General features: G+C 53.6%; 16 protein-coding genes. 10 read left to right on the plus strand and 6 right to left on the minus strand.

Translation table 11 applies throughout. From position 1 onward, the window contains the following. Positions 1-36: 36 nt before the first annotated feature. Positions 37-1,983 (plus strand): acetate--CoA ligase, encoded by a 1,947-nt coding sequence (locus ORD20_RS07840; protein WP_103377001.1) that lies wholly within the window; start codon positions 37-39, stop codon positions 1,981-1,983. 28 nt (positions 1,984-2,011) lie between these two features. On the opposite strand, the gene ORD20_RS07845 is transcribed toward ORD20_RS07840, so the two are convergent. Continuing rightward, positions 2,012-6,100: a glutamate synthase-related protein gene (locus ORD20_RS07845; protein ID WP_430626665.1), complete on the minus strand. Its 4,089-nt coding sequence runs from the start codon at positions 6,098-6,100 to the stop codon at positions 2,012-2,014. A 481-nt stretch (positions 6,101-6,581) separates the two neighbouring features. On the opposite strand from ORD20_RS07845, the gene ORD20_RS07850 reads away from it, so the two are divergent. Further along, positions 6,582-7,646 carry a glycosyltransferase gene (locus tag ORD20_RS07850; protein ID WP_103376861.1) on the plus strand — a complete coding sequence of 355 codons (1,065 nt, stop codon included), beginning with the start codon at positions 6,582-6,584 and terminating at the stop codon, positions 7,644-7,646. After that, positions 7,643-8,674: a glycosyltransferase family 4 protein gene (locus tag ORD20_RS07855; protein WP_103376860.1), complete on the plus strand. Its 1,032-nt coding sequence runs from the start codon at positions 7,643-7,645 to the stop codon at positions 8,672-8,674. The genes ORD20_RS07850 and ORD20_RS07855 overlap by 4 nt, the downstream gene beginning before the upstream one ends. Here the strand turns inward: ORD20_RS07855 and thrB are convergent. From thrB to hemQ, 3 genes are all read right to left on the minus strand, one after another. Continuing rightward, on the minus strand, positions 8,634-9,563 hold the full coding sequence (thrB, locus tag ORD20_RS07860; RefSeq protein WP_103376859.1) for a homoserine kinase: 930 nt from the start codon (positions 9,561-9,563) through the stop codon (positions 8,634-8,636). The genes ORD20_RS07855 and thrB overlap by 41 nt on opposite strands. A 12-nt stretch (positions 9,564-9,575) precedes the next feature. Then, entirely contained in the window at positions 9,576-10,601 is a 1,026-nt protein-coding gene (gene thrC / locus ORD20_RS07865) for a threonine synthase (protein ID WP_103376858.1), read from the minus strand. 223 nt (positions 10,602-10,824) lie between these two features. Then, the gene (gene hemQ / locus ORD20_RS07870; RefSeq protein ID WP_103376857.1) at positions 10,825-11,568 is read right to left on the minus strand and encodes a hydrogen peroxide-dependent heme synthase; all 744 of its coding nucleotides are present in this window, start codon (positions 11,566-11,568) and stop codon (positions 10,825-10,827) included. A gap of 245 nt (positions 11,569-11,813) precedes the next feature. Here hemQ and ORD20_RS07875 point away from each other — a divergent pair, with 245 nt between their 5' ends. Beyond that, on the plus strand, positions 11,814-12,617 hold the full coding sequence (locus ORD20_RS07875; protein ID WP_103377000.1) for a heavy metal-binding domain-containing protein: 804 nt from the start codon (positions 11,814-11,816) through the stop codon (positions 12,615-12,617). Between the two features lie 26 nt (positions 12,618-12,643). Beyond that, positions 12,644-13,645 carry a heavy metal-binding domain-containing protein gene (locus ORD20_RS07880; protein ID WP_146039121.1) on the plus strand — a complete coding sequence of 334 codons (1,002 nt, stop codon included), beginning with the start codon at positions 12,644-12,646 and terminating at the stop codon, positions 13,643-13,645. Positions 13,646-13,704: 59 nt separating this feature from the next. On the opposite strand, the gene ORD20_RS07885 is transcribed toward ORD20_RS07880, so the two are convergent. Then, positions 13,705-14,007 (minus strand): rhodanese-like domain-containing protein, encoded by a 303-nt coding sequence (locus ORD20_RS07885; protein ID WP_103376855.1) that lies wholly within the window; start codon positions 14,005-14,007, stop codon positions 13,705-13,707. A gap of 240 nt (positions 14,008-14,247) precedes the next feature. Between ORD20_RS07885 and ORD20_RS07890 the strand changes: the two genes are divergently transcribed. The 4 genes from ORD20_RS07890 to ORD20_RS07905 are packed head-to-tail and all read left to right on the plus strand — an operon-like array spanning position 14,248 to position 18,234. Beyond that, entirely contained in the window at positions 14,248-15,723 is a 1,476-nt protein-coding gene (locus ORD20_RS07890) for an aldehyde dehydrogenase family protein (RefSeq protein WP_103376854.1), read from the plus strand. 27 nt (positions 15,724-15,750) lie between these two features. Beyond that, the gene (locus ORD20_RS07895; protein ID WP_430626066.1) at positions 15,751-17,031 is read left to right on the plus strand and encodes an aspartate aminotransferase family protein; all 1,281 of its coding nucleotides are present in this window, start codon (positions 15,751-15,753) and stop codon (positions 17,029-17,031) included. Beyond that, positions 16,956-17,810 (plus strand): acyl-CoA dehydrogenase family protein, encoded by an 855-nt coding sequence (locus ORD20_RS07900; protein ID WP_430626067.1) that lies wholly within the window; start codon positions 16,956-16,958, stop codon positions 17,808-17,810. The genes ORD20_RS07895 and ORD20_RS07900 overlap by 76 nt, the downstream gene beginning before the upstream one ends. 49 nt (positions 17,811-17,859) lie before the next feature. Further along, positions 17,860-18,234 (plus strand): PadR family transcriptional regulator, encoded by a 375-nt coding sequence (locus tag ORD20_RS07905; protein WP_430626068.1) that lies wholly within the window; start codon positions 17,860-17,862, stop codon positions 18,232-18,234. Between the two features lie 148 nt (positions 18,235-18,382). On the opposite strand, the gene ORD20_RS07910 is transcribed toward ORD20_RS07905, so the two are convergent. Beyond that, positions 18,383-19,240, minus strand: coding sequence for an aldo/keto reductase (locus ORD20_RS07910; RefSeq protein ID WP_242968656.1), 858 nt, complete (start codon positions 19,238-19,240; stop codon positions 18,383-18,385). Positions 19,241-19,687: 447 nt separating this feature from the next. Here ORD20_RS07910 and ORD20_RS07915 point away from each other — a divergent pair, with 447 nt between their 5' ends. Further along, on the plus strand, positions 19,688-22,075 hold the full coding sequence (locus ORD20_RS07915) for an FAD-binding oxidoreductase (RefSeq protein WP_430626069.1): 2,388 nt from the start codon (positions 19,688-19,690) through the stop codon (positions 22,073-22,075). The last annotated feature ends 4 nt before the right edge of the window (positions 22,076-22,079 follow it).

The raw sequence follows: 22,079 nt of genomic DNA on the forward strand, positions 1-22,079 counted from the left end.
ATTATAAGAATAAAAAGGCAGGGAGTGATCGTTGTCATGAGTGAATTTGCACTGGGTGATGTCCCTCTGATTGCCCCGCATTATCAGCCATCTGGTCTCATGCCCATAAAGACCATGGACGAGTACCGGGTGTTATACCAACAGTCGATTGAGAATCTTGGCCAATATTGGGCAAAGGTGGCCCATGAACTGGAATGGATGGAGCCATGGCAGGTAGATATGGAGGGCAGCTTGCCCGACTTTCGCTTCTTTAGCGGCGGCACGACCAATGTGTCCGTCAATTGTATCGACCGGCATGCCCGAGCGAATGGGGCGAAAACCGCGTTGATTTGGCGAAGTGAAACGGGGGAACGGCGCGAATGGACCTATCAACAGCTACTCTCCGAGACGGCTCGCTTTGCCACGAGCCTTAAGGCCATGGGCGTGGGCAAAGGGGATGTCGTGGCGATCTTTTTACCGAATTTGCTCGAAACCTTCGCGGCCGTTCATGCCTGCTACCGCATTGGGGCAATTTACAACATTGTTTTTTCTGGTTTTTCCCCCGAGGCTTTGTTTGACCGGCTGATTGATACCCAGCCACGCGTTGTCGTTACCGCAGATGGCACCTTCCGGCGTGGACGCGTGGTGCCTTTAAAGGCTGCACTCGATAAGGTGATTGACCGTTTGCCGAGCATTGAACATGTCGTGGTAATAAGGCGTACAGGTCAAGACGTGACGATGCGTGCGCCGCGTGATATCTATTGGCACGAGGCGTTTAACGACAATACACCTTTAGCAGATCCTGTGCCCGTGGAAGCGAACGAGCCGGGCTTCATTATTTATACGTCGGGCACCACGTCCAGGCCAAAGGGCCTCGTGCACTCAGGCGTCGGCTTTTTGGTGGGAACGTATCACAATGTGCGCTATTCTTTGGATATCCGGCCAGAGGATGTGTACTGGTGCACGGCAGATACCGGATGGTTAACGTTCCCCATTTTTGAATTGGTGGGGGGCCTGGCCCACGGAGTGACCGCCATCGTGTATGAAGGGGCAATGGATTACCCGAACCCGTCCACCTTCTATCAAATTATGGCAGAACACCGGGTGACCAAGATTTTTACCGCGCCGACGTGGTTGCGTATGCTGGCACGGTATGGTCCAGACCTACCGGCGGCGTATGATTTGTCGCCCCTCGAGCTCATTGGGTTGGTCGGAGAGCCCCTAGACCCCGCCACCTGGCAGTGGGTGCAGCGTCACGTCGGAGCCGGTCAGGTCGATATCAACAATACCTATGGACAAAGTGAAACGGGCAGTGCGTGGGTGTCCTCTGTGGCGGGGGTGACGCCGTTAAAACCCGGATCATGCGGCTGTGCCTTGCCTGGGCATTCCTATGCGATTGTGGATGCAAAAGGTCAGCCTGTGGCGACCAATGGGACAGGTATTTTAACGATAACGGCTCCGTTTCCCGCCTTAGCGCGAACGATTTGGCATGACCCCGAACGCTTTACCACGCAGTATTTTTCCCAATTTCCTGGTCAGTACACGACATTTGACAGCGCGGTCCAAGACCGGGACGAGCAATTGTGGATTTTAGGACGTGTGGATGATGTCATTAATGTGGCCGCGCACCGCCTCTCGACCATGGAGATGGAAAGCGCCATATTAGATCTCGACGGAGTAGCCGAATCCGCCGTTATTGGCGTTGACGACGCCGTCAAGGGACAGGTTCCTGTGGCTTTCATTACGACACGGCAAGCGACTATCACGGCAGATGAGTGGACGCATCGTGTCACCGAACAGATTGCCGAAAACATCGGAGCTATTGCTAAACCTGCTCAAGTTTTTGTCGTCGATGCGATGCCGAAAACGCGGAGCGGAAAGATTGTGCGTCGACTTCTCAAAGAGATACTACTTTCCGGCGAAGTGAAGGGGGACATTACCGGTCTTGAAAATCCTGAAGTGATTGATGCCTTATGTGCCACCATACGACCCGAAGGCCGCTAAATGTTTAGCGGCCTTCGGGCTTCCTCACTCATTCGGTTGACAAGCTAGGATCGACTTGCTCAGAAGACGGAACAATTTTGACGAATGCCGCATCGGGTGTATCCCAGATGCGCTGCAAAGCGTCTGCAGCGTCCTCTTGATTGGTGGTTCGCAATACTTGCAATGCGGGCGTGAGCAGGTCGCGAACGGCCGTAATATCCGGTGCGCTTAACGGCACGATGGACACCTTGGCTGACTCCGCCAACCGGCTTCGCAAGAAGTCTACCGTTAAGCCGTCTTCGGGGGAGTGCTTGACATAAATGACACCGCCCGTCATTCCGGATGCAAGCCACGGTCCTGGATCTCCCAGCACGAGACCACGGCCGCGGGTCATATATTCAAAGCCAAACCCTTTAATCGCCGCGCTATCCCACAAGGATGCCGCATCTTTACCCGACGCGCCTTTGCCCACGCCATCTTGTGCACCGCCGTGAGCAATCAGATGCACGCCATGGCTAAGAAACGCCCCAAACCCTTGACCCGCGACACGCTCAACCGGATTCAGTATCGGGGTTTTGATGTCCTTATAGCGAATACGTTGGCCAGAGACATTAGTCCCAATGGAACGGCTATTGCGCAGACGGACGGCGCCCTTTGCGGAGAGGCCTACGGCTTGGCTATTTTGCACCCCGTATTCATCTTGTTGGATAAGGTCACCCAGCTCTTCAATAAAGGTTTCATAGCCTAATACCGCATTGAAGGCGGACTGCTGAAGCAATCCCGACTGACCCACAGCGTCTTGTACGCTAGTAAAGCCTAATTTGCGCAGGTGCATGCGGACGCCGTCGCCTAGTTGACTGTAAAAGCTCACCAGCGCGTTCACCGCAGCATCTAGTTCTTGGGGAATAAACCGTTTGAGTCCCCGCATTTGCGCTTCTTCTATGGATTCAATCTGCGTCGTAATCCCCACATGGCAGGTATCAAGCTGGCATCCTCGGCAAATCGTGCACCCTAGCGCCATCATACTAATGGTTCCAAAACCCACCCGATTAGCCCCTAATAATATCATGCGCACGACGTCGGCGGCGCTCCGAAGACCGCCGTCGGCCCACAGTTCAACCCGGTCGCGAAGGCCCGCCAGAGTCAAAGCGGTATGGGTCAAGGGCACGCCAATATCCGCAGGAAGCCCTACGTGCCGCAGTGCATGCATACGCGCCGCGCCGGTGCCTCCATCAAAGCCTGACAAATTGATGACATCAGCTCCGGCCTTGACGATGCCGATTGCGATGGTCCCAATGTTGGGCACCACCGGCACTTTGACCACGACGAGCAATTCAGGATTGGCTTCTTTCAGTTCATCGATTAGCTCCTTCAGATCTTCAATCGAATAGAGATCGTGGTTGTTGCTAGGTGAAATGAGATCAACCCCGGGCATGGCACTGCGGGCTTCGGCGACTTTGGCGGATACCTTTTTCCCGGGCAAATGCCCACCTTCGCCTGGTTTTGCGCCTTGTCCGATTTTGATTTCCGCGTAGCGTGCTCCATTCAACAACGTGGTGTTAATGCCAAAGCGCCCTGAAGCAACTTGGTGACCTCGCCAATGGTAGTACTGCCCAATCATATCGGGAATTTCTCCACCTTCACCGTTCATAGACAGCATATTGAGACGCTTGCCCGCTTCGGCATAGGCTCGGAAAGCAGTCTCCCCCTGAGACCCGAAAGACATAGAGGAAATCACAAAGGGTAACGAATGTTCACCAACTTCTAAAGAGACGGGCGTGTCAGCATGTAAGGCGCGTTCGGTCCGAAAAGATAGTGTTTGCCGTAGCGCGATCGGGTGTTTCGCCTCGTTGTGCCGCATTTCCTCTTCATAGGTCGCAATGTCAATCGATCCAGCGATTAATTTTTTAACCGCCTTAAAGACATAGTTAGTGGCCCGCGGGATGGGCATGAGGCGCGTGGACGCATCCCGCCACATGTTGCGCTCTTGTTGTTGTTGGCGGCGGTGGTCTAACCACGAGTCATAGGGGCTGGCGGCAAACGAACGGACCTGAAGCACATTAGCTACGGGATCGGGCAAGCCGATAGCCGAGAATACACGGCCATAGCCTGCCAATTCGTGAATGCCCATGGTCGATATCACTTTTTCGAGACCATGATCCATCACCGTGCGTGTTTTGATAAACTGCTCCGGGCCCGCCACACTCCACATCAAATAGGGATCTAGAGCATTGGCGCCGAGCCCTAGGAGTACAGCCCCATCGTGAAGGTTGCGAATCATGGCCGAGCGTACCACAATACCCGTGTTCCGTCGCAACCCTGCGTCAATCAAAGCTTGGTCGACGGCGGCGATGGCCAGGGCGGGGTCTAAGCCAAGGGTTCCTGGCGTCTTGGCCGCATCACTGTCGTCAAAAAGGAGGAGTTCTGCGCCATCACGGACCGCTTGGACTGCGGCTGCTGCGAGAAGTTGACACGTGGGCAATTCGTCCGCGTCCAAAGCCAGTGTGAGCGGTAGAGTTGCAACAAACCCCTCAAAGTGTTGAGTAATGGCCGTCACGTCCTCGTCATTGAGCCAGGGCGACTCCAAGGTCAGCGGAATGACGGACGGGCTGATTTGCTTGCTCCATGCGGGACGCTTGCCTAAATAGGTGCGCAAGGAAAAGTGTTCCGATTCCCGTTCACGATCTAATGCGGGATTGGTCACAACCGCGACGGTCTCTTGCAAGAAGTCACTGATATTCACCACGGACTCTGAAAAAGGCGCCAACGGTCCATCAAAGCCCAAGGATCCAATGGGTTCACGGCCTTCTTGAGCAAAGGTATGCACGAGTTGTTCGTCATCTTTATGCCAACCGTTCATCCGAAACCACCATACCGGATATTGAGGACTCACGGAAGACGACGACCGCGACCATGATAACGGTTCGGGACCCGTAATACGCGTGGCCAATCGGTCCATCACGGCGTGTTGCTCAATACGCCGAACCTCGCTGGTGGCATCCCATTCAAAGGCCACCATTTGTCCCGGCCCTATTACTTGTGGTTCTGCAATCCATTGGTCAGGGGAAGTGATACCGGGCTCGGATGAGAGAATATAAGCATCTGCAGTTTCTAAGATCCACAACGGCCGAAGACCTAAGGCATCGACCGCGGCGACGACCGAATTGCCCATTCGGTGAACGATAGCGGCCGGACCTTGCGCATAGGGTCCCCAAATGCTATGAAGCTTGTTCCACAGCGCCTGTTCGGCTTCGGGCAACGCTGCGATGACAGCCGGGGAGGGGCTGATGGCCGTACGAACGGCTTCGGCGTGGCCTAACCCATCTCGCCAAACCAGTGCGGTAATAAGGCGGTCAAGATTTTGCGAATCACTCCCGTCCGGAATGGTCTGGATTCCATGCGCCGCCATTTCGCGCTGGAGGCGGTCGATGGTGTCAATTTCGCCATTGTGGGCTAGACCTAAAAAGGGTTGCACGCGCGACAAATCCGTGGCAGTGTTTGTGGAAAACCGGTTATGACCAATGACGACGCGGGGCTGAAACGCGGAAGATGTTTGATCTCCTAAGACCCGTTCTAACGCTTCGGGCCCTTGCGTGACTTTCAAGACAATATGCGTATTACTAAACGAAGCGATGCGCCCAGGGAAGGCTCGTTCGAGAGCTTCGAGGGTGCGGTAAATCTCTTGGGGGTTCACACTCGCGTCATCAAGCCATAAGGCATGAGAATCCAATGCTTGCCCATTATCTGTTAACTCCAGGTGTGATAAAAGACGCCGAAACGGCGTTCCTATCAGCGCATGACCTAATGTGTGAAGGCTGTCGCGCCGCTGCGTCATCGGCGTCACGACTTGGAAAATCCAAAAGTTTTCGGTAAACGGAGAAAGAGGGATATCATGTTCGGACAATCGTTGTGCCCATAACGCGCGCGGAATGTCCACTAAAAGGCCCATACCGTCACTGCGTCCATCAATCCAACCGGCCCGGTGATCCATTTGGCGGAGCGACTCCACACCAACTTTCCACAGCGCCACGCTTTGGGTGCCGACACCTGTAGGTTTCTTCGAAATGGCTGCGTAAATAGCACAGGCATCGTGTTCGATGCCGATATAGCGAAGCGCCTGTAGGGAGTTTTCCATCATCAATCCGCCTTCTTTCTAAAAAAATCGCCGGATGGCAAATAATCAATAAAATGAAAGTTTATGCATAAAATACTTAAAAAGTGATAATCGAAAGAATAATATCGTTGAGGACGACCTCTTCGCATTGAAAAACTAGGGTATCAGCGTCAAGGTAACCACAGGTGTTGCGTGAGTAACAACGACGGAATCGAGCTGTGCAATGCCTTGATTCGAATAAACTTCCATGAGAATAACTTAATTCTTAGGATAGCACGATGTGCGCGAGCTTCCAAGAGGCTTTGCCGACAAATTTGTGAGATCTTCTAAATAATTTTGTGAGAGGTACTGAAAGTGTTTCGAAAAGAAATGTGCCCTGGGCTTTAAAACGGCAGAATCCTCCGCTATTCCGTGGATAGATTCTGACAAGGCCGTATCGTTCCCGATTCCACCGACTCTGCCACAATTCTGTATAATACGAGAGATAGCAAGACAGGAGGGTTCCATGCGAATAGTGGAAGTCATCACGGGAGGGGAGGCCGGTGGTGCACAACGTCATGTGGCAGAACTGACGTTATATCTTGCAGATCGCGGCCATGACGTGCATGTTGTGCACGGTGGAGGGGACTGGCTTAGCCAACGCGTGGAACATGTCGCCACGGTGCACTATATGCCGCCCATGCGCCGGGCGATATCGGGGCACGATCTGGTGGCCTTGCGCGATTTGACCCGGGTTATTCGGGATCTTCGACCAGCCGTCGTGCATGCCCATAGCTCGAAGGCAGGCATTTTAGCGCGCAGAGCGGGTATGCGCTTAGGAGTGCCTGTCATCTACACAGCGCATGGGATGGTCTTTACGGATCCGATGCGCTCACCACGTAGTCGGTGGCTCTACCGGGTCTTAGAGACGTGGGGAAGTCGGCACAGTGCGGCGGTGATTGTTATGACCCGGTATGACGAAGCGTTTGTCCGGCGTGTAGCGCCTAAAACCTTGGTGGCGTATATTCCAAACGGAGTTACCGTGCAAACGGGGCATCAACCCACCCTCCCCGACCGGTTGAGAATTGGCTTTCTTGGACGATTTTCTGCAGAGAAGGGCTTGCCGACGTTTTTAACCGCTGCACGCATGAATCCCCAATGGACCTGGATGATAGCGGGGGACGGCGCCTTACGCGCTCTTGTGACCGAGGCCGTGGAGGCATGCCCGCAGGTGTCGTGGCGGGGCTGGATTGACAATCCGGAAGAGTTTTTTAGGGAAATTGATGTGTTGGTGCAACCGTCTTTTAAAGAAGGATTGCCCTATACCGTTTTAGACGCGTTAGCTCGGGGAATCCCCGTGGTTTCTACGCCGGTGGGAGGATTGCCCGATTTGATGACGGCGATTGATGGTGCTTTGCTATTTCCAGTTGGCGATGCGGCGGCAATGGTTCGTGCTGTGCAATATGTGGCCCATCATTATGCGGCGATTGCGCAAAGGTCACAGACCGTCATTGCCGAACACTATACGTTGGAGCACCAACTCAGGAATACGGAAGCGGTCTTATTACAGGCGGAGACACGACGCGCATGAAAACCTTGATTATCTCGACGATTGATTTGATGGGGCCGGCTCAAGGGGATCGCCTCCGATTGGATAATCTGATTCAAGGCGCCCAAGCGTTGGGGTCTGTGGATCACTGGCGTCTAACGCCTACCTATGACGTGCGTCACCAGATGCAGGCGTGGTGGCAGACACGGTCGCTATACTGGGCACGTGCGTATTACGCGCCGCGAAATCCACCCACCACGGCCTATGATGTGGTGATAGCCTTTCAGTTACGAACAGCCCCATTTGCTTCACTCATTGGGGGCCGCCACCGCATTTTGGATTTGACCGATAGTTTGGGTTTGTTTCGCCATCGTCTGGAGCAGGCCCATGTTGGCCGCTTGCGGCAGTGGATCTTGCACGGAATTGAGGCCGCAGAAGTCGCGTGGGCCAAGCGTTTTGATGATGTGTGGGTGAGTGGTTGGCAAGATGCGCAATGGCTCAAGGAGCACGGGGTCACAGCCCAAGTGGTCGCTAATGCCGTACGGGAGAAAATCTTGCTACCGCCAGGAAATCCCCGTGATCTACTCTTTGTGGGCAACCTTGCCTATCTGCCCAATCGCACAGGATTGCAGCGCTTTTTACGCACAGTTTGGCCCCACTTGGCTCGCCATCAATACCGCTTGCATGTGGTCGGATGCGGGAGCGAACGCATTCGGGGGGAGGGGATTATAGCCTATGGCTATGTGCCCAATCTTCAAGAGATCTACCGTCAAACCGGCATTAGCCTCAGTCCCGTTGAACTAGGCACGGGAACACAAAATAAAATTCTTGAAGCGATAGGCTTTGGTCGACCCGTCATTTGCAGTCCTACAGGGATCATGGCATTGCCGCAGACCATTCAACGAGGCATTCATGTGGCAACACAACCCGAGGATTGGTTGCGCCATGTCGAGGCGCTGCAAAATCCAGAAGTCTACCAACGTACGGTCGGCGCCGCATGGTATGCGGTGCCGCAATCGGGGGAGCCTGTTACCCGTCGCTTGCGGCATTGGATGGAGAGTGAAACTTGACCGATGCCGCGTCAGCAACTGGAGAACTGCGCACCACCTGAAGGGGCCAGTCATAGTGGATGGCTAACGCCGTCCATGCGGATTCTACGTCTGAGACGTTGTCAGGCGGCACCAACGCTAAAATTGTGGGGCCTGATCCTGATAACGTGGCAGAATAAGCGCCATGGGCGTAACTGGTTTGAATCAGGTCGTCAAGCCCCGCCACCAACTGGGTACGGTAGGGTTGATGCAATCGATCCTCAGCCGCGTCACGCAGCAGGGACCAGTCGCGACTGGCCATGGCATGAACCCATAGCCCTACCCGTTGGGCATTGAAAATCGCGTCGTCGCGCGCAACATGAGATGGAAGGATGGCGCGGGAATCTTTCGTGGGCACGGGATAGCTAGGAATCGCTAATAAACTGATTAACGGCGGGGGAGCATATTGGCTGACCGCTAATTGATGATGGCGATTGCGATAAACTAAAACAAAGCCGCCATATAGGGCTGCGGCAACATTATCCGGGTGGCCTTCTAATGCCGTAGCACGTTCCAAGAGAGCTGCACGACCTAGGGGATGGGGCAATAGCGCATTGCCAAGCAATAACCCGGCCACAACGGCCGCCGCACTGGATCCTAATCCTCGACTGACAGGAATGTGATTGGTCACGCGGACGACGCCAGACGGTAACGGCTCGCCCGTCATCTCTTCGTACAACTTAGTAGCACAGGACCAGATTAAATTGCTTTCGTCAGTCGGTAGCTCGTCTGCCCCTTCGCCTTCAGTGAAAATATGAAGGGAAGAACTTGGGTGATATGTGAGCGTTAACTCCAAAGATAAGGCGAGACCGAGACTGTCTAAGCCGGATCCAAGGTTGGCGCTCGTAGCGGGCACGCGCACTTCAAGCACAGTCTCACTCTCCTAGGGCGTCATTAAGTCTGCAATAGCGTTCAGCAATTCGTTGCTGGACACCACTTGGGGTTCAACGGCTGCCCACAGTCCTGCTGTGGCGGAATCCTTCAAGCCATTGCCTGTCAAAATGGCCACAATATCTCCTTCGGGAAGCCGCCCTTCTTGATATAACATTTTGAGCCCGGCATAGGCGGCAGCGGAAGCCGGTTCGACAAACACACCGCCATGAGCCAATTCTTTTTGCGCCTGCAAGATGGCGTCATCAGAAACAGATCGGAACTGTCCCCGTGTCGTCGCAACGGCTTCTCGGGCGAGATGAGCACTAGCCGGCTTACCGATGCGAATGGCGGAGGCGACAGTCGATACGTTGTCCAAATCATGGCCTTGCACTAAGGGGTCAGCGCCTTGCGCCTGGATCCCGAACATTTGCGGCAATCCCTCACCGCGTCTACGGAATCCATGAAAATAAGCGGAAATATTGCCCGCATTGCCAACCGGTAGGACAAACCCAGCGGGCGCATGCCCAAGGTCATCAAGAATCTCGTATGCTCCCGTTTCTTGCCCGCGAAGCCGCCATGGATTTACAGAATTTACCAAGGCAATCCATTGTTCAGATTCTGCAACGTGACGGACAGCACTGAGGGCTTGATCGAAATTGCCTTCAACCGCCAAGATAATGGCTCCATAGGCGCTGGCTTGAATCATTTTTTGCAGTGCCACTTGGCCATGAGGCACCACAACAAAAGCTTTTAAACCACCGCGCCCCGCATAAGCTGCCGCTGATGCCGCGGTGTTTCCCGTCGAGGCGCAGATAACCGCCGTGGCCCCTTCATATTTCGCTTGACTGACCGCCACGGTCATGCCACGGTCTTTAAATGACCCGGTGGGATTGCAACCTTCTAACTTTAACCAAATATGATGCGGACCCCAATCCGCCCAATGGACCATGGGGGTGGAGCCTTCTCCTAACGTCACGGGGGTCAGATCAGGTAGTCCTAACCACGGGTGGTAGCGATGAATGAGTCCCTTGTTCATTAGATGGCACACTCCTGAGAAAGATGTTTACATGCTAGCATAGTCTCGATACGAAGCTCAACCATTTTTGAGAAAATTGGCGGTTCCACTACAATCATTGTCGCCTTGAGCACCATAACCTATAAAATATCCCCTACTGTCTTCTAACGGAGAAAGAGAGCAGGGGATATAATAACGGCAAGACGTTGAATACACGCATAAATCTCCTCAATCGAAAGAGAGATTATGCAAAACAGCGTAGAAAATCGGCTGTGGTCATGCGCCGTCCAACGAGAAAGGGGCCGAATTCTGCAAACCGCGCGCTGGCTTCATCAAACCGCATTTCGTAGATCAGTTTCTTGAAGTCCAAGGTGTCGTCAGCATAAAGCGTGACCCCCCATTCCCAGTCATCAAGCCCTTGTGAGCCTGTGATGATCTGAGTGACCCGGTCAGCATACTTATGCCCGATAATCCCATGTCCTTTCATGATCTCACGCCGCTGTTCTTTGGTGAGGGAATACCAATTATCCTGTCCTTCGCGCCGCTTATTCATCGGATAAAAGCACACGTAGTGGGTTTTCGGTAAAATCGGGTAGAGGCGCTCTTTGGTACCGGGTAGTTCCGTCAAATCGCGCTCAGATTTGACAAGATATTTGCTCAGTTCTACCACCGAGAAATAGGAATAGGGCTTGCGTAGAACTTGGCCTAAGCGCGACTGATCGACGGCCAGCTCAATCTCGGCTAACTCGTCCATCGATGGGCGCATGTTTAAAAACAACAGATCCGCCTTATGCCCAATAATTTGATAGCTGCCCGTGCTACCCTGGCGGGTGTCCTCGACTTGGTTCCAGTATGTGAGGATTTGACGAAATTCTGCAAGACTCTCTTTCTGCTCCTCTGGTGACCATTTCGCCCACACGGTACGGTCAATCTGGCGAAAATCATGCAGTGCATACCAACCTTCTACGGTTTCAATTGGATCTGGCATCGTTTGTCCCGCCTTACGTGAGAATGTGAAGCGCCCCGTACCTAGCTCATATCAGGCCAAGAGATTTGTACATTCTAAACTCCCTGTGCCTGGCTTTTCGACCGGGTTCTTAGCATATTTAGTATAGCACACGCTTCAACACGGATTCGCTCGTGGCGTTTGGTATACTGGAGGAAATCAGTCACTAGAAAGGGGGCAGACTCCGTTGATGCGGACGACGTCCGTATTGCGAGTCGATGAAATTCATGCCGGAATTTCCAGATATCCCACAAGATGCTTTAACCCGCTTACAACAAGATAGTGGGCACTTTGTTTTTACGAGCGATTTAAGCGTGAATGAATTTGTCTTAGTGGAAGAAGCAGGATTTACCCCGTTAGGGCTTGTCATGGGATCGTCGATCTACCATATCGGCTATCAACAAGCAAACTGGACCAAAAACCAAGAAATGACGGTTCTGTCGCAAGCCATGTACAATGCCCGTGAGCTGGCGATGAGCCGTATGGAAGAAGAAGCGGATGCCTTAAAGGCTGATGGGATTATTGGGGTGCGTTTGCAGGTAAGTCACAAAGAATGGGGCCAACACGTCGCAGAATTTGTAGCGGTGGGCACGGCGGTACGCGCTAAGGATGGAACAAGCCACCGGACAATAAAAAATAAGCCGTTTACCTCCGATTTATCCGGCCAAGATTTTTATTTACTCATGCAAGCGGGGTATCGGCCGGTTAGCTTAGTGATGGGTTCGTGCGTGTATCATGTCGCCCATCAAGGAGCGTTGGCGAGCATTCGTCAGATGGGCCAAAACCGCGAACTGCTGCCGTATACGCAAGGCCTTTATGATGCACGGGAACGGGCCATGGAGCGCATGCAGCTTGAAGCCGCAGATTTGCAGGCGCAGGGTATTGTTGGCGTCCATCTTGATGAGAACAATCACAGTTGGGATTCGCACATTATTGAATTTTTCGCGGTAGGTACGGCCGTTGTCAAATTTCAAGAGACCGCGATTAAAGCCCCAGGTCTCGTGTTGCCGATGAATGATACGAATGGTTAGGCGATTATCGATGAAAGGAGCAGGTTATGCCGCTATTTCGTAGACCCCCGAAACCGCCTATAGGCAGAACGTCTGAGGCTTCTGTACCGTCCGTGACCTATGAAAGCCAAAGCTTAGCGGACGTCGAGGCTGATCAAGAGGCGTTGGCGGCGGGTGATTTGCCCCGTAAGGCAAAAGAACGCCTGAACAAGACGGTGCATAAGCAACTGCCTTGGATGAGTACGTATTCGGCCCCTGACTTTTATCTGACGGAGCACTTGCAGTTGGAGCCCGTTGCACAGGTCAGTGGTGCTTGTTATTTTCATGCATCAACCGACAGTCAAGGACACATTTTTCTCGATAGCAACATGGATGCTTCGAACTTGGTTCGGGCGTATTACCGGGCCAAGGACGACGCGTTAACCCGTCTGTCGATGGAAGCAACCACCGTGGGAGCTCACGCAGTCCTCAACGCGCGTTATCGTTTTCACCGTGAGGGCACTATCGTCTCCTTTACTATCTTAGGGACCGCCGTGCGCTTTGCCCATGTGAAGCCGCCTAGCCATCCGTTGATTAGTCCACTGTCAGGGGAAGAAACCTATAAGCTCTTGCGCCAAGGATGGTTGCCAGTTGGAATGGCCTTAGGATATCACTGGCACTGCATGCCCGTCGGTTTTTCAACTAAGTACGGCATCGGGCAAAGTTGGTACAATCAAGAATTTACCAGTGTGAGCCGAAAATTAATGGATAGCCGCTCCCTTGCTTTGCGGAAAATGCGCCAAGATGCCACCCAACACCACGGCGTGGATGGTTTGGTGGGCGTCAAAGTTGACTATACGGTGGAAGAAACCGAAATCATATTTTCCCGCGGCAGTCTATACGACAGCGGGGTAACCATTGATGGTACGTTCTATCCGTATGAAGAAAACGGCCAAGTTGAAGTCCCGGCATACAATACCGAATTTTTCGCGACAGGGGCGAGTGTTGTCCGCTTGGCTCATGGGGCTGTGTCAGGGCAAGATATTGAAAACTATCTCGCGTTGTCGTAAACATAAGCGCACAAAGATCGGCGGATAATGCGTTGATCCTTGTGCGCCTAAATGACGGGTTAGCGTTCCACAGGGCCTTTCCAATTGGCCATGCCGCCCGAAAGATTGAAGACTTTCGTATAGCCTGCTTGACTAAGGAGTTCACAAGCGCGCGCAGACCGACTTCCGCTTTGGCAAACAACAATGACCGTATGGGACTTACTGACTTCTTTCAAGCGATGAACCAATTGGCTCAAAGGGATGTGGCGCGAACGAGGAATGTGTCCGGCACGATATTCGCTGCTTTCGCGTACATCCACTACAATGGCTTGTCCATTGCGCGCCATACTTTCCACGCGATCTGAAGACAAATGATGAACCAAGAACGACCACCTCTGAGATGTACTAAAGTTAAATGAAATTATATCAAAGGTTAATTCGCGACGCAATCCAGAGGCGGATGAGCCCATACCCCCGCTTAGCCTATCCATTTTTGTGGAAACACCTGAGGCGTGGCAAAAATCGCCCCGCGGACATAGAAGTTCAGTATACTGGAAACGGGGCGATGGAATAGAGCCCCAGGAGCAAGACGTTTCGTCCGTATATTAAGGAGGGCAAAGTGGATGCGCTTGCTGAACTTCATTGATGGGCAATGGGTCGCACCAACAAACGGAATCTTTCAAGAAGACTATGATCCGGCAACCGGCGAGGTATTGCTTGAAGTGCCGCGTTCGAGCCGGGAGGATACGGAACGTGCGATTGCCGCGGCCAAACGCGCGTTTAAAACGTGGCGGCTCGTTCCCGCCCCTAAGCGCGGGGAGATCTTGTTCCGTGTGGGACAAATCTTAATGGACCGCAAAATGGACTTGGCTCGGGATATGACGCGGGAAATGGGAAAAGTTCAGGTAGAGGCCATGGGTGATGTGCAAGAAGGCATCGACATGGCCTTTTATATGGCCGGAGAAGGCCGCCGAAGCTTTGGCTACACCACGCCGTCAGAGTTACCCGACAAGTTCGCGATGGCCGTGCGCGATCCCATTGGGGTTGCGGGGATTATCACCCCTTGGAACTTTCCTATGGCGATTCCGACGTGGAAAATGTTCCCGGCCCTCGTGGCAGGGAACACGGTCGTGTTCAAGCCTGCCTCGGAAACTCCGCATTTGGCGTATCATTTAGTGAAAATTTTGCAAGAAGCCGGGGTCCCTGATGGGGTGGTGAATTTGGTATTTGGCTCCGGCCAGGAAGTCGGCGAAACGCTGATTACCCACCCCGACGTGGCGTTAATTTCGTTTACGGGGTCGAATGAGACGGGGCGTCACGTCGCTCAAGTGGCTGGGGCGGGACTTAAACGGGTATCTTTGGAGTTGGGTGGGAAAAATGCCATTATTGTCATGGACGATGCCGACTTAGACTTGGCTGTAGACGGCATTATCTGGAGTGCATTTGGCACCACAGGCCAACGATGCACTGCGTGTTCACGGTTGATTGTCCATGAAGCCGTTTATGGTGCTCTGCGTGACCGTTTAAAGGAACGGATTGCTACGCTCAAGCTCGGAAGTGGATTAGATCAACAAACTGATGTAGGACCTTTGATTAATCGCCAAGCCTTGGAAAAAGTTCATCGTTATGTAAAAATTGGCCAAGATGAAGGAGCTCATCTAGAAATCGGTGGGCAAATAGCGGCTGATCCCGCATTGCAAGGGGGAAATTTTTATTTGCCCACGCTCTTTACGGACGTCACGATGGACATGAGAATCGCTCAAGAGGAAATTTTTGGGCCCGTGTTATCTATGATTCGTGTCCGTTCACTAGAAGAAGCGATTGCCGCGAACAATCAAGTCACCTATGGCCTGAGTTCGTCAATATTTACGCAGAATGTCAATCGGACGTTTCAGGCAATCAGAGACCTTGCGACCGGCATAGTGTATATCAATGCCGGTACAACGGGCGCGGAGATTCATCTGCCCTTTGGAGGAACACGGGGGACCGGTAATGGGCACCGGGAAGCCGGAACTGCGGCTTTGGACTTTTTTAGCGAGTGGAAAGCCGTCTATGTCGATTTTAGTGGAAAGTTGCAACGGGCTCAGATTGATGACTGAGGACCAACGCACTAGAGGAGGACGTTTATGGCAGCGACAACCAAATATATCGCCTTGAAAACAACCGTTCCTGGTCCCAAATCAGCGGCCGTACTAGACCGCATTCCGCAAGCGACCCCAAGGGCGACATCCGTTTATGCCCCACTCGTGGTGGATCACGCCCATGGTAGCTTGTTAACCGATATTGATGGCAATACCTTCATTGACCTCACAGGGGGGGTGGGGGTTCTCAATGTGGGCCATACCCATGACAAAGTGCGAAAAGCGCTGCATGAGCAAGTGGACCGATTTTTACATACAGACTTTACGGTCGTGCCTTATGAAAGCTATGTCCGTCTTGCCGAACGTCTTAATGCCCATTTTCCCGGAGGCCATCCGGCGACGACCGTCTTCTTTAATTCCGGCGCTGAAGCGGTGGAAAACGCGGTCAAAATCGCCCGGGCGTATACACGCCGTAAGGGCATAATCGCCTTCGAACGGGCGTTTCATGGACGCACATTGATGGCGATGACGTTAACCAGCAAAGTTCATCCATATAAGGCCGGCATGGGGCCCTTTGCTCCTGAAGTCTACCGTGTGCCCTTTCCGTATCCCTACCGCTGTCCCAACCGTCATGGTGACCCCCATCATGTGTGCGATGTCTCCTGTTATGCGGCCATTGAAGAGGCGTTGACCATTCAAGTGGCACCGGAGGATGTGGCGGCCGTGATTGTTGAACCCGTGCAGGGCGAAGGGGGTTTTATCGTCCCGCCGAAAAGCTTTCTGCCGTGGTTGCGCGCTTTTACGGAAAAATATGGGATTCTATTAATCGTGGATGAAGTCCAAACGGGATTTGGCCGCACAGGTAAATTCTTTGCGACCGAGCACGCCGGCATTACCCCGGATCTGCTCACCATGGCCAAGTCAATTGCCGATGGCGTCCCATTATCGGGGGTGATGGGCAAACCGGAAGTTATGAATGGTCCGGGAGATTCCCAAATTGGCGGGACTTATGTGGGCAATCCTCTGGCCACTGCCGCGGGCAATGCAGTGTTAGATATCTTCGAAGAAGAAAACCTGTTGGACCAAGCGGTACGGCAAGGGGAGCATTTGCAAGCGCGCTTGAAAGCCATGCAAGGGCGGCACCCCGTCATAGGAGATGTACGCGGTTTAGGGGCGATGGTCGCGATGGAGCTTGTTACCGACCCTAAGCAGGACTGCGTTCATTTGCCTCAGTACAAGGCGGCCTGGCGATGTACGCGATTTACCGGTATGGGACCGAAGAGCAAAAACGCACCTATTTGCCGCGAATGGCACGGGGCGAACTGATTGGGTGTTTTGGCCTCACCGAGCCCGATGCCGGATCGGATCCGGCTGCGATGACGACTCGCGCTGCGAAAGACGGGGATTTCTATGTAATCTCGGGGGCGAAGCGATGGATTACCAATGGCCATTTGGCCGACATTGCGGTCATTTGGGCTAAAGATGATGCGGGGATTGTTCGGGGCTTCATTGTCCCAACGGATGCCCCGGGTTTTCATGCCGTACCCATTCGCACGAAAGCATCGATGCGCATGTCAGCCACCTCGGAATTATATTTGGATCATGTCAAAATTCCGCAGTCGTATCAATTGCCCGACGCCCGGGGGCTAGGAGCCCCCTTAAGCTGTTTAACCCAAGCGCGCTACGGTATTGTGTGGGGGACAATCGGCGCGGCCCTTGATGCATTAACCGAGGCCGCCTTGTATGCTAAGAGTCGTGTGGCGTTTGGCAAACCCATCGCGGCGACACAGCTCGTGCAAGCCCATATTGTGGATATGGAATCACAATTAGTGACAATGCAATTGTTGGCGCGTCAACTGGGGCACTTATACGCCGATCATACCTTGCGCTATGCTCATGTCTCTTTAGCGAAACGCCATAACGCCCGCGCCGCTTTAATGATTGCGCGTCAGGCGCGTGAAATTTTGGGCGGCAATGGGATTAGCACAGAGTATCACAGTATGCGCCATGCGGCCAATTTGGAGACCGTTGACACCTATGAAGGAACGTATGAGATTCACACCTTGATTGTCGGGCGTGACCTTTTGCAAGAAGATGCGTTTTGATTGATGAGAACAAGGGCTCAGCTGAACTAAGAGAATGAGAGGGATTGTTGTGACGAACGCAATGGAACCGGGACGTCGATATCAAACCGGAAAACATTTAGAAGCCTTTATTCTGCTCTTTATTTATCAACAGCCGAGCCATGGCGGAGCGATTTTGAAACGGCTGCAAGATGAGTTGCCGCCGGTCTGGGTCATTGACAGTGGCGGCGTCTATCGTCTATTGCGTGAGTTGGAAAGCCAGGGAGCGGTGACGTCCTCTTGGGTGACGGAAGGGCAGGGCGCTCCCAAGCGCTTTTATCAAATTACGCCAGAGGGCAGGGAACGTTTGAACCAGTGGTCGCAAGAACTGCGGGTCAGGCGTAGTTCCATGGATCTTTTTCTACGGTGGTGGGACGAGGCGCGGCCAGATGATGGGGCGTCATGATTGGCCCCGCCACGTTGGAGATTATTTGCTGGGCATTTCGCGCCCCCTCTTCCACCCGGTCATGACCGGGTGGGCACAGCCTGTTCCTGGTGCTCTTTTAATTAATCGGCTCTGCCCATGACCAAGCCCCCAGAGGGAGCGTCTTGAGCTAGGAGATATACTGTACCGCAATGTCCTCGCCACTGGCTGGAAACACGGCGTCCAGTCGGTCAAGGTCAGCCGTGCTTAATTCGAGCGTCAGCGCCTTCTCATTGCTGTGAAGGTGTTCAGGATTTGCCGTTTTCGGAATCGCTATCACGTGGGGGGACCGAATTGCCCATGCGAGCGCCACCGTATAAGGGCTGGTGTGATACTGGGTTGCCAATTCGTGTAGAAGTTGATAACCCGGATGGTCTGTTCCTATTTCTTGGAGATTTTTGACTGGAGAATACGCCATGACGACTATGTTATGCGCTTGGCAATAAGGAATGACACGGGTCTCTGCCTCCCTAGCAAATAAACTGTATTCGACCTGATTGGCAATTAAAGGCACGTCTCTCAACGCATCTTGGGCTTGTTCCATAAGGGCAACAGAGAAATTACTGACCCCGACGGCTTTGACTTGGCCTTCGTGGAAAGCGTTCGCCATAGCCTGCATCGTCTCTTTCAGGGGTACGCGAGCACTGGGCCAATGTAAGAGAAATAAATCTAAGTAGGGGGTGCCTAATCGCTTAAGCGATGCCTCTAGAGAATGCCGCACCCCATCACGATCTGCATGCGTTGGCCAGACCTTGCTGACCACAAAAGCGCGTTCGCGCTGACCTCTTATGGCTTGCCCCACAATTTGCTCAGCGCCCCCGTCTGCATACATGGCCGCGGTGTCAATCACCTGCAAGCCATGAGTCAATCCTTCTTGCAAGATGGCAATTTCCTGGCTTGCGTGTTCAGGGTTTATCCCCATTTTCCACGTCCCCTGGCCTAAAGCCGCCAAGGAGCGCGCGTCGCTCGCAAAGGTCACGGTCCGCACGATGATCGTCCTCCTCAAAATGTTTACTTAATACGAGTATAGCAGAGCATCAGCGGGGAAATTCATGGTCACGACGTGGCAAGGGCAGTCGTCAATGATAAAATACGAGACAAGGCCACTTGTCGAGAGGTCTGCCGAGTATAAGAAACTGAATAGGATTGGATAACGGCTTGGAACAGAAAGGGCACAAATCCTCACCACGTGCTGCTGGGTGTGTGAAGAGCGTGGTACAGGGTGATCAAGGGTCTGGTTTGTGCAGACGGTCTCAAAGCACGAATCAGTCGGCGTGGCGTTGAATCGTCCTCCCGGTCGTGCGTTCTTCCTTTGGAAGAAATTTGCCCACAAAGGAGCTAGCATTCCTGGTCACGGGAGGACGCTACCCGAAATACCCGTTTTGGACCATTGGGCTGTTGGGTAGGCTTTTGTTTTGTGTGCTGGAAGAACCATTTGCCAGGTTGCGTCGGGCGATCGGCTCAAGAGGTCGAAACAGCGGTTCAAATCGCGGCAGCCCAAGGCGTCTATATTTTGGCAAGGGGCTCTTCGTCTAACCTGAGCGGCGGAACAACGCCTGTCCTAGGGGGCCTTATTTTGTCGTTGACGCGCATGAACCACATCCGCCATGTTGATGTCCTAAACCGTCAAGCCGTGGTCGAGCCTGGAGTGATTAATGCTGATCTGCAAGTGGCGCTTCAGTCGTGGCATTTCTTTTATCCCCCAGATCCCGCTAGTCACCGGATCTCTACATTAGGCGGCAACGTGGCCGAGAACTCGGGGGGCCCACATTGCGTGAAATACGGCGTGACCGTCAATCACATTATCCAGTTGGAAGTGGTGTTAGCCGACGGTCGCCGCCTCTTGACACCAACGGCACGCGATTACCGTGTAGGCTTGGACATCACGGGTCTTTTAACAGGGTCCGAAGGGACCATGGCCATTGTGACACAAATCACGGCGCAAATCGCCCCGCAACCTGAACAGACGGCCACGATGCTAGCGGTGTTCGCGTCGGTCGACGAGGCTTTGCACACCGTCTCTGCCATTATTGCGCACCACATCGTTCCCTCCACGCTGGAACTGTTAGATAAGAAATCGTTGGAAATTGTGGAATCGTTTGTGCACGCTGGCTATCCTGTAGATGCGGGCGCCGTCTTGTTAATTGAAGTGGACGGCCCTTCTGCCGTGGTACAGGCCCAAACGGCCGCGATTGCTGACATCGCCGCGCAAGGCGGAGCCCACGAATTCCGCATTGCCCAGAGCGCGCTAGAAGCCGACGCCCTCTGGAAAGGGCGCCGTGCTCATTATGGAGCGGCGGCTCGCATAGCGCCCCACTTATGGATTCAAGATGTGACCGTTCCAAGGCCTTTGTTGGCCGAGATGATGCGCGACGTCATTGTCATTGGACAGCACCATGGCTTTAATATTTTCTGCTCGGCCCATGCTGGCGATGGCAATCTTCACCCTATCATTACCTATGACCCGGCAAATGCCGACGAAGTGGCGCGGATGCGCCAAGCGGATCACGACATTTTAGCGGCGTGTGTCAACCGTGGGGGAGCGATCACGGGGGAGCATGGTATTGGCATTGACAAGTTGGAAAATTTGGCGCTGATGTATGGACCTCGGGAACGGCAAACGATGTCCGATCTCAAACACGCGTTTGACCCCAACGGGGTCTTGAATCCCCTCAAAGTCGTGCTACCGCCTCCTGTGCGCCCTTCAGATCCCCATTGGGAAGAACCTTCAGATCACACATGGACGCCCAACACGGCCCAAGAGGCCAGCCAGGCAGTCATGGACGCGCGCCAAGCGGGTATACAACTTAGCGTCGGAGGCTACTTTACGGGCTGGGCCATGACCGGCCGCCCCCTGACGACGCCGCTAAGCACGTCGCATTTGCGCCAGATTGTGGATTTTGATAAAGACAATTTGACGGTGGAAGTTGAGGCTGGGATGAGCGCATCGGAGCTTGCACAGTGGCTGCGGCACGAAGGGTTGCAGAGTCCGTTTCTTCCCTATAGTAGCCCCAAGACAACGGTCGGCGGGATGATTGCTGCCAACGCCAGGAACTGGCGCCACGCGTATTTGCTAGGCTGGCGGGATGTGGTATTGGGTGTGGAATGGATCGATGGGCGAGGACAGATTTTGCGTTTTGGCCGCAAAACGATGAAAAATGTGGCCGGATACGATGTAACAAAGCTTGCGATCGGCTCATGGGGTCGCTTAGGTCTTATCTCTAAGGCTATCTTGCGGTTACGGCCGCTAGCACCACAGCGCCTGCTAGGATACACGCAAAGTGATACGGTCGATCGATTACTGGACATGGCTTTGCAATTTGGAACGAGCGCTAGCCGACCCGATGGGGTGGTCATCACGCGGCTCAAGCCCGGTCAGGCGCAGTTATGGATCGCCCACGAAAGCCCAGGTGCAGAACCGATCAAGGCGTGGGTGGAGGGACAAGGGCGGGAAGCGGGCTTGACGTGGACGTGGCTGGAGGACGACGCATGGGTTTCGTGGGAAGATGAACGCACTCGGTTATGGCAACAGGCTCTACAACATGGTACCTATGCCGAAGGCGGGGTTTTGCCGACACACTTAAGCCACGTCATAAACCGCGTCGCGTTGGACCATCTGTTTATTGTGTATCCGGCCTCAGGCGCCTATGAAATCTTTGCGGGGCCCAATGACGTGCCGCTCAATCTTGAGGGGTTGAGCCGCCGAATTAGTGAGGGGCAGTATTGGCAACAACCCACGGACGGATGGGACGCTACCCAAGACCGGATCAGACACGTCTTCGATCCGGATGGCATTTTTGGACCATCAAAATCCCGCACATAAAAGG

This window comes from Sulfobacillus thermotolerans (genome assembly GCF_039623705.1).
Classification (GTDB): domain Bacteria; phylum Bacillota; class Sulfobacillia; order Sulfobacillales; family Sulfobacillaceae; genus Sulfobacillus; species Sulfobacillus thermotolerans.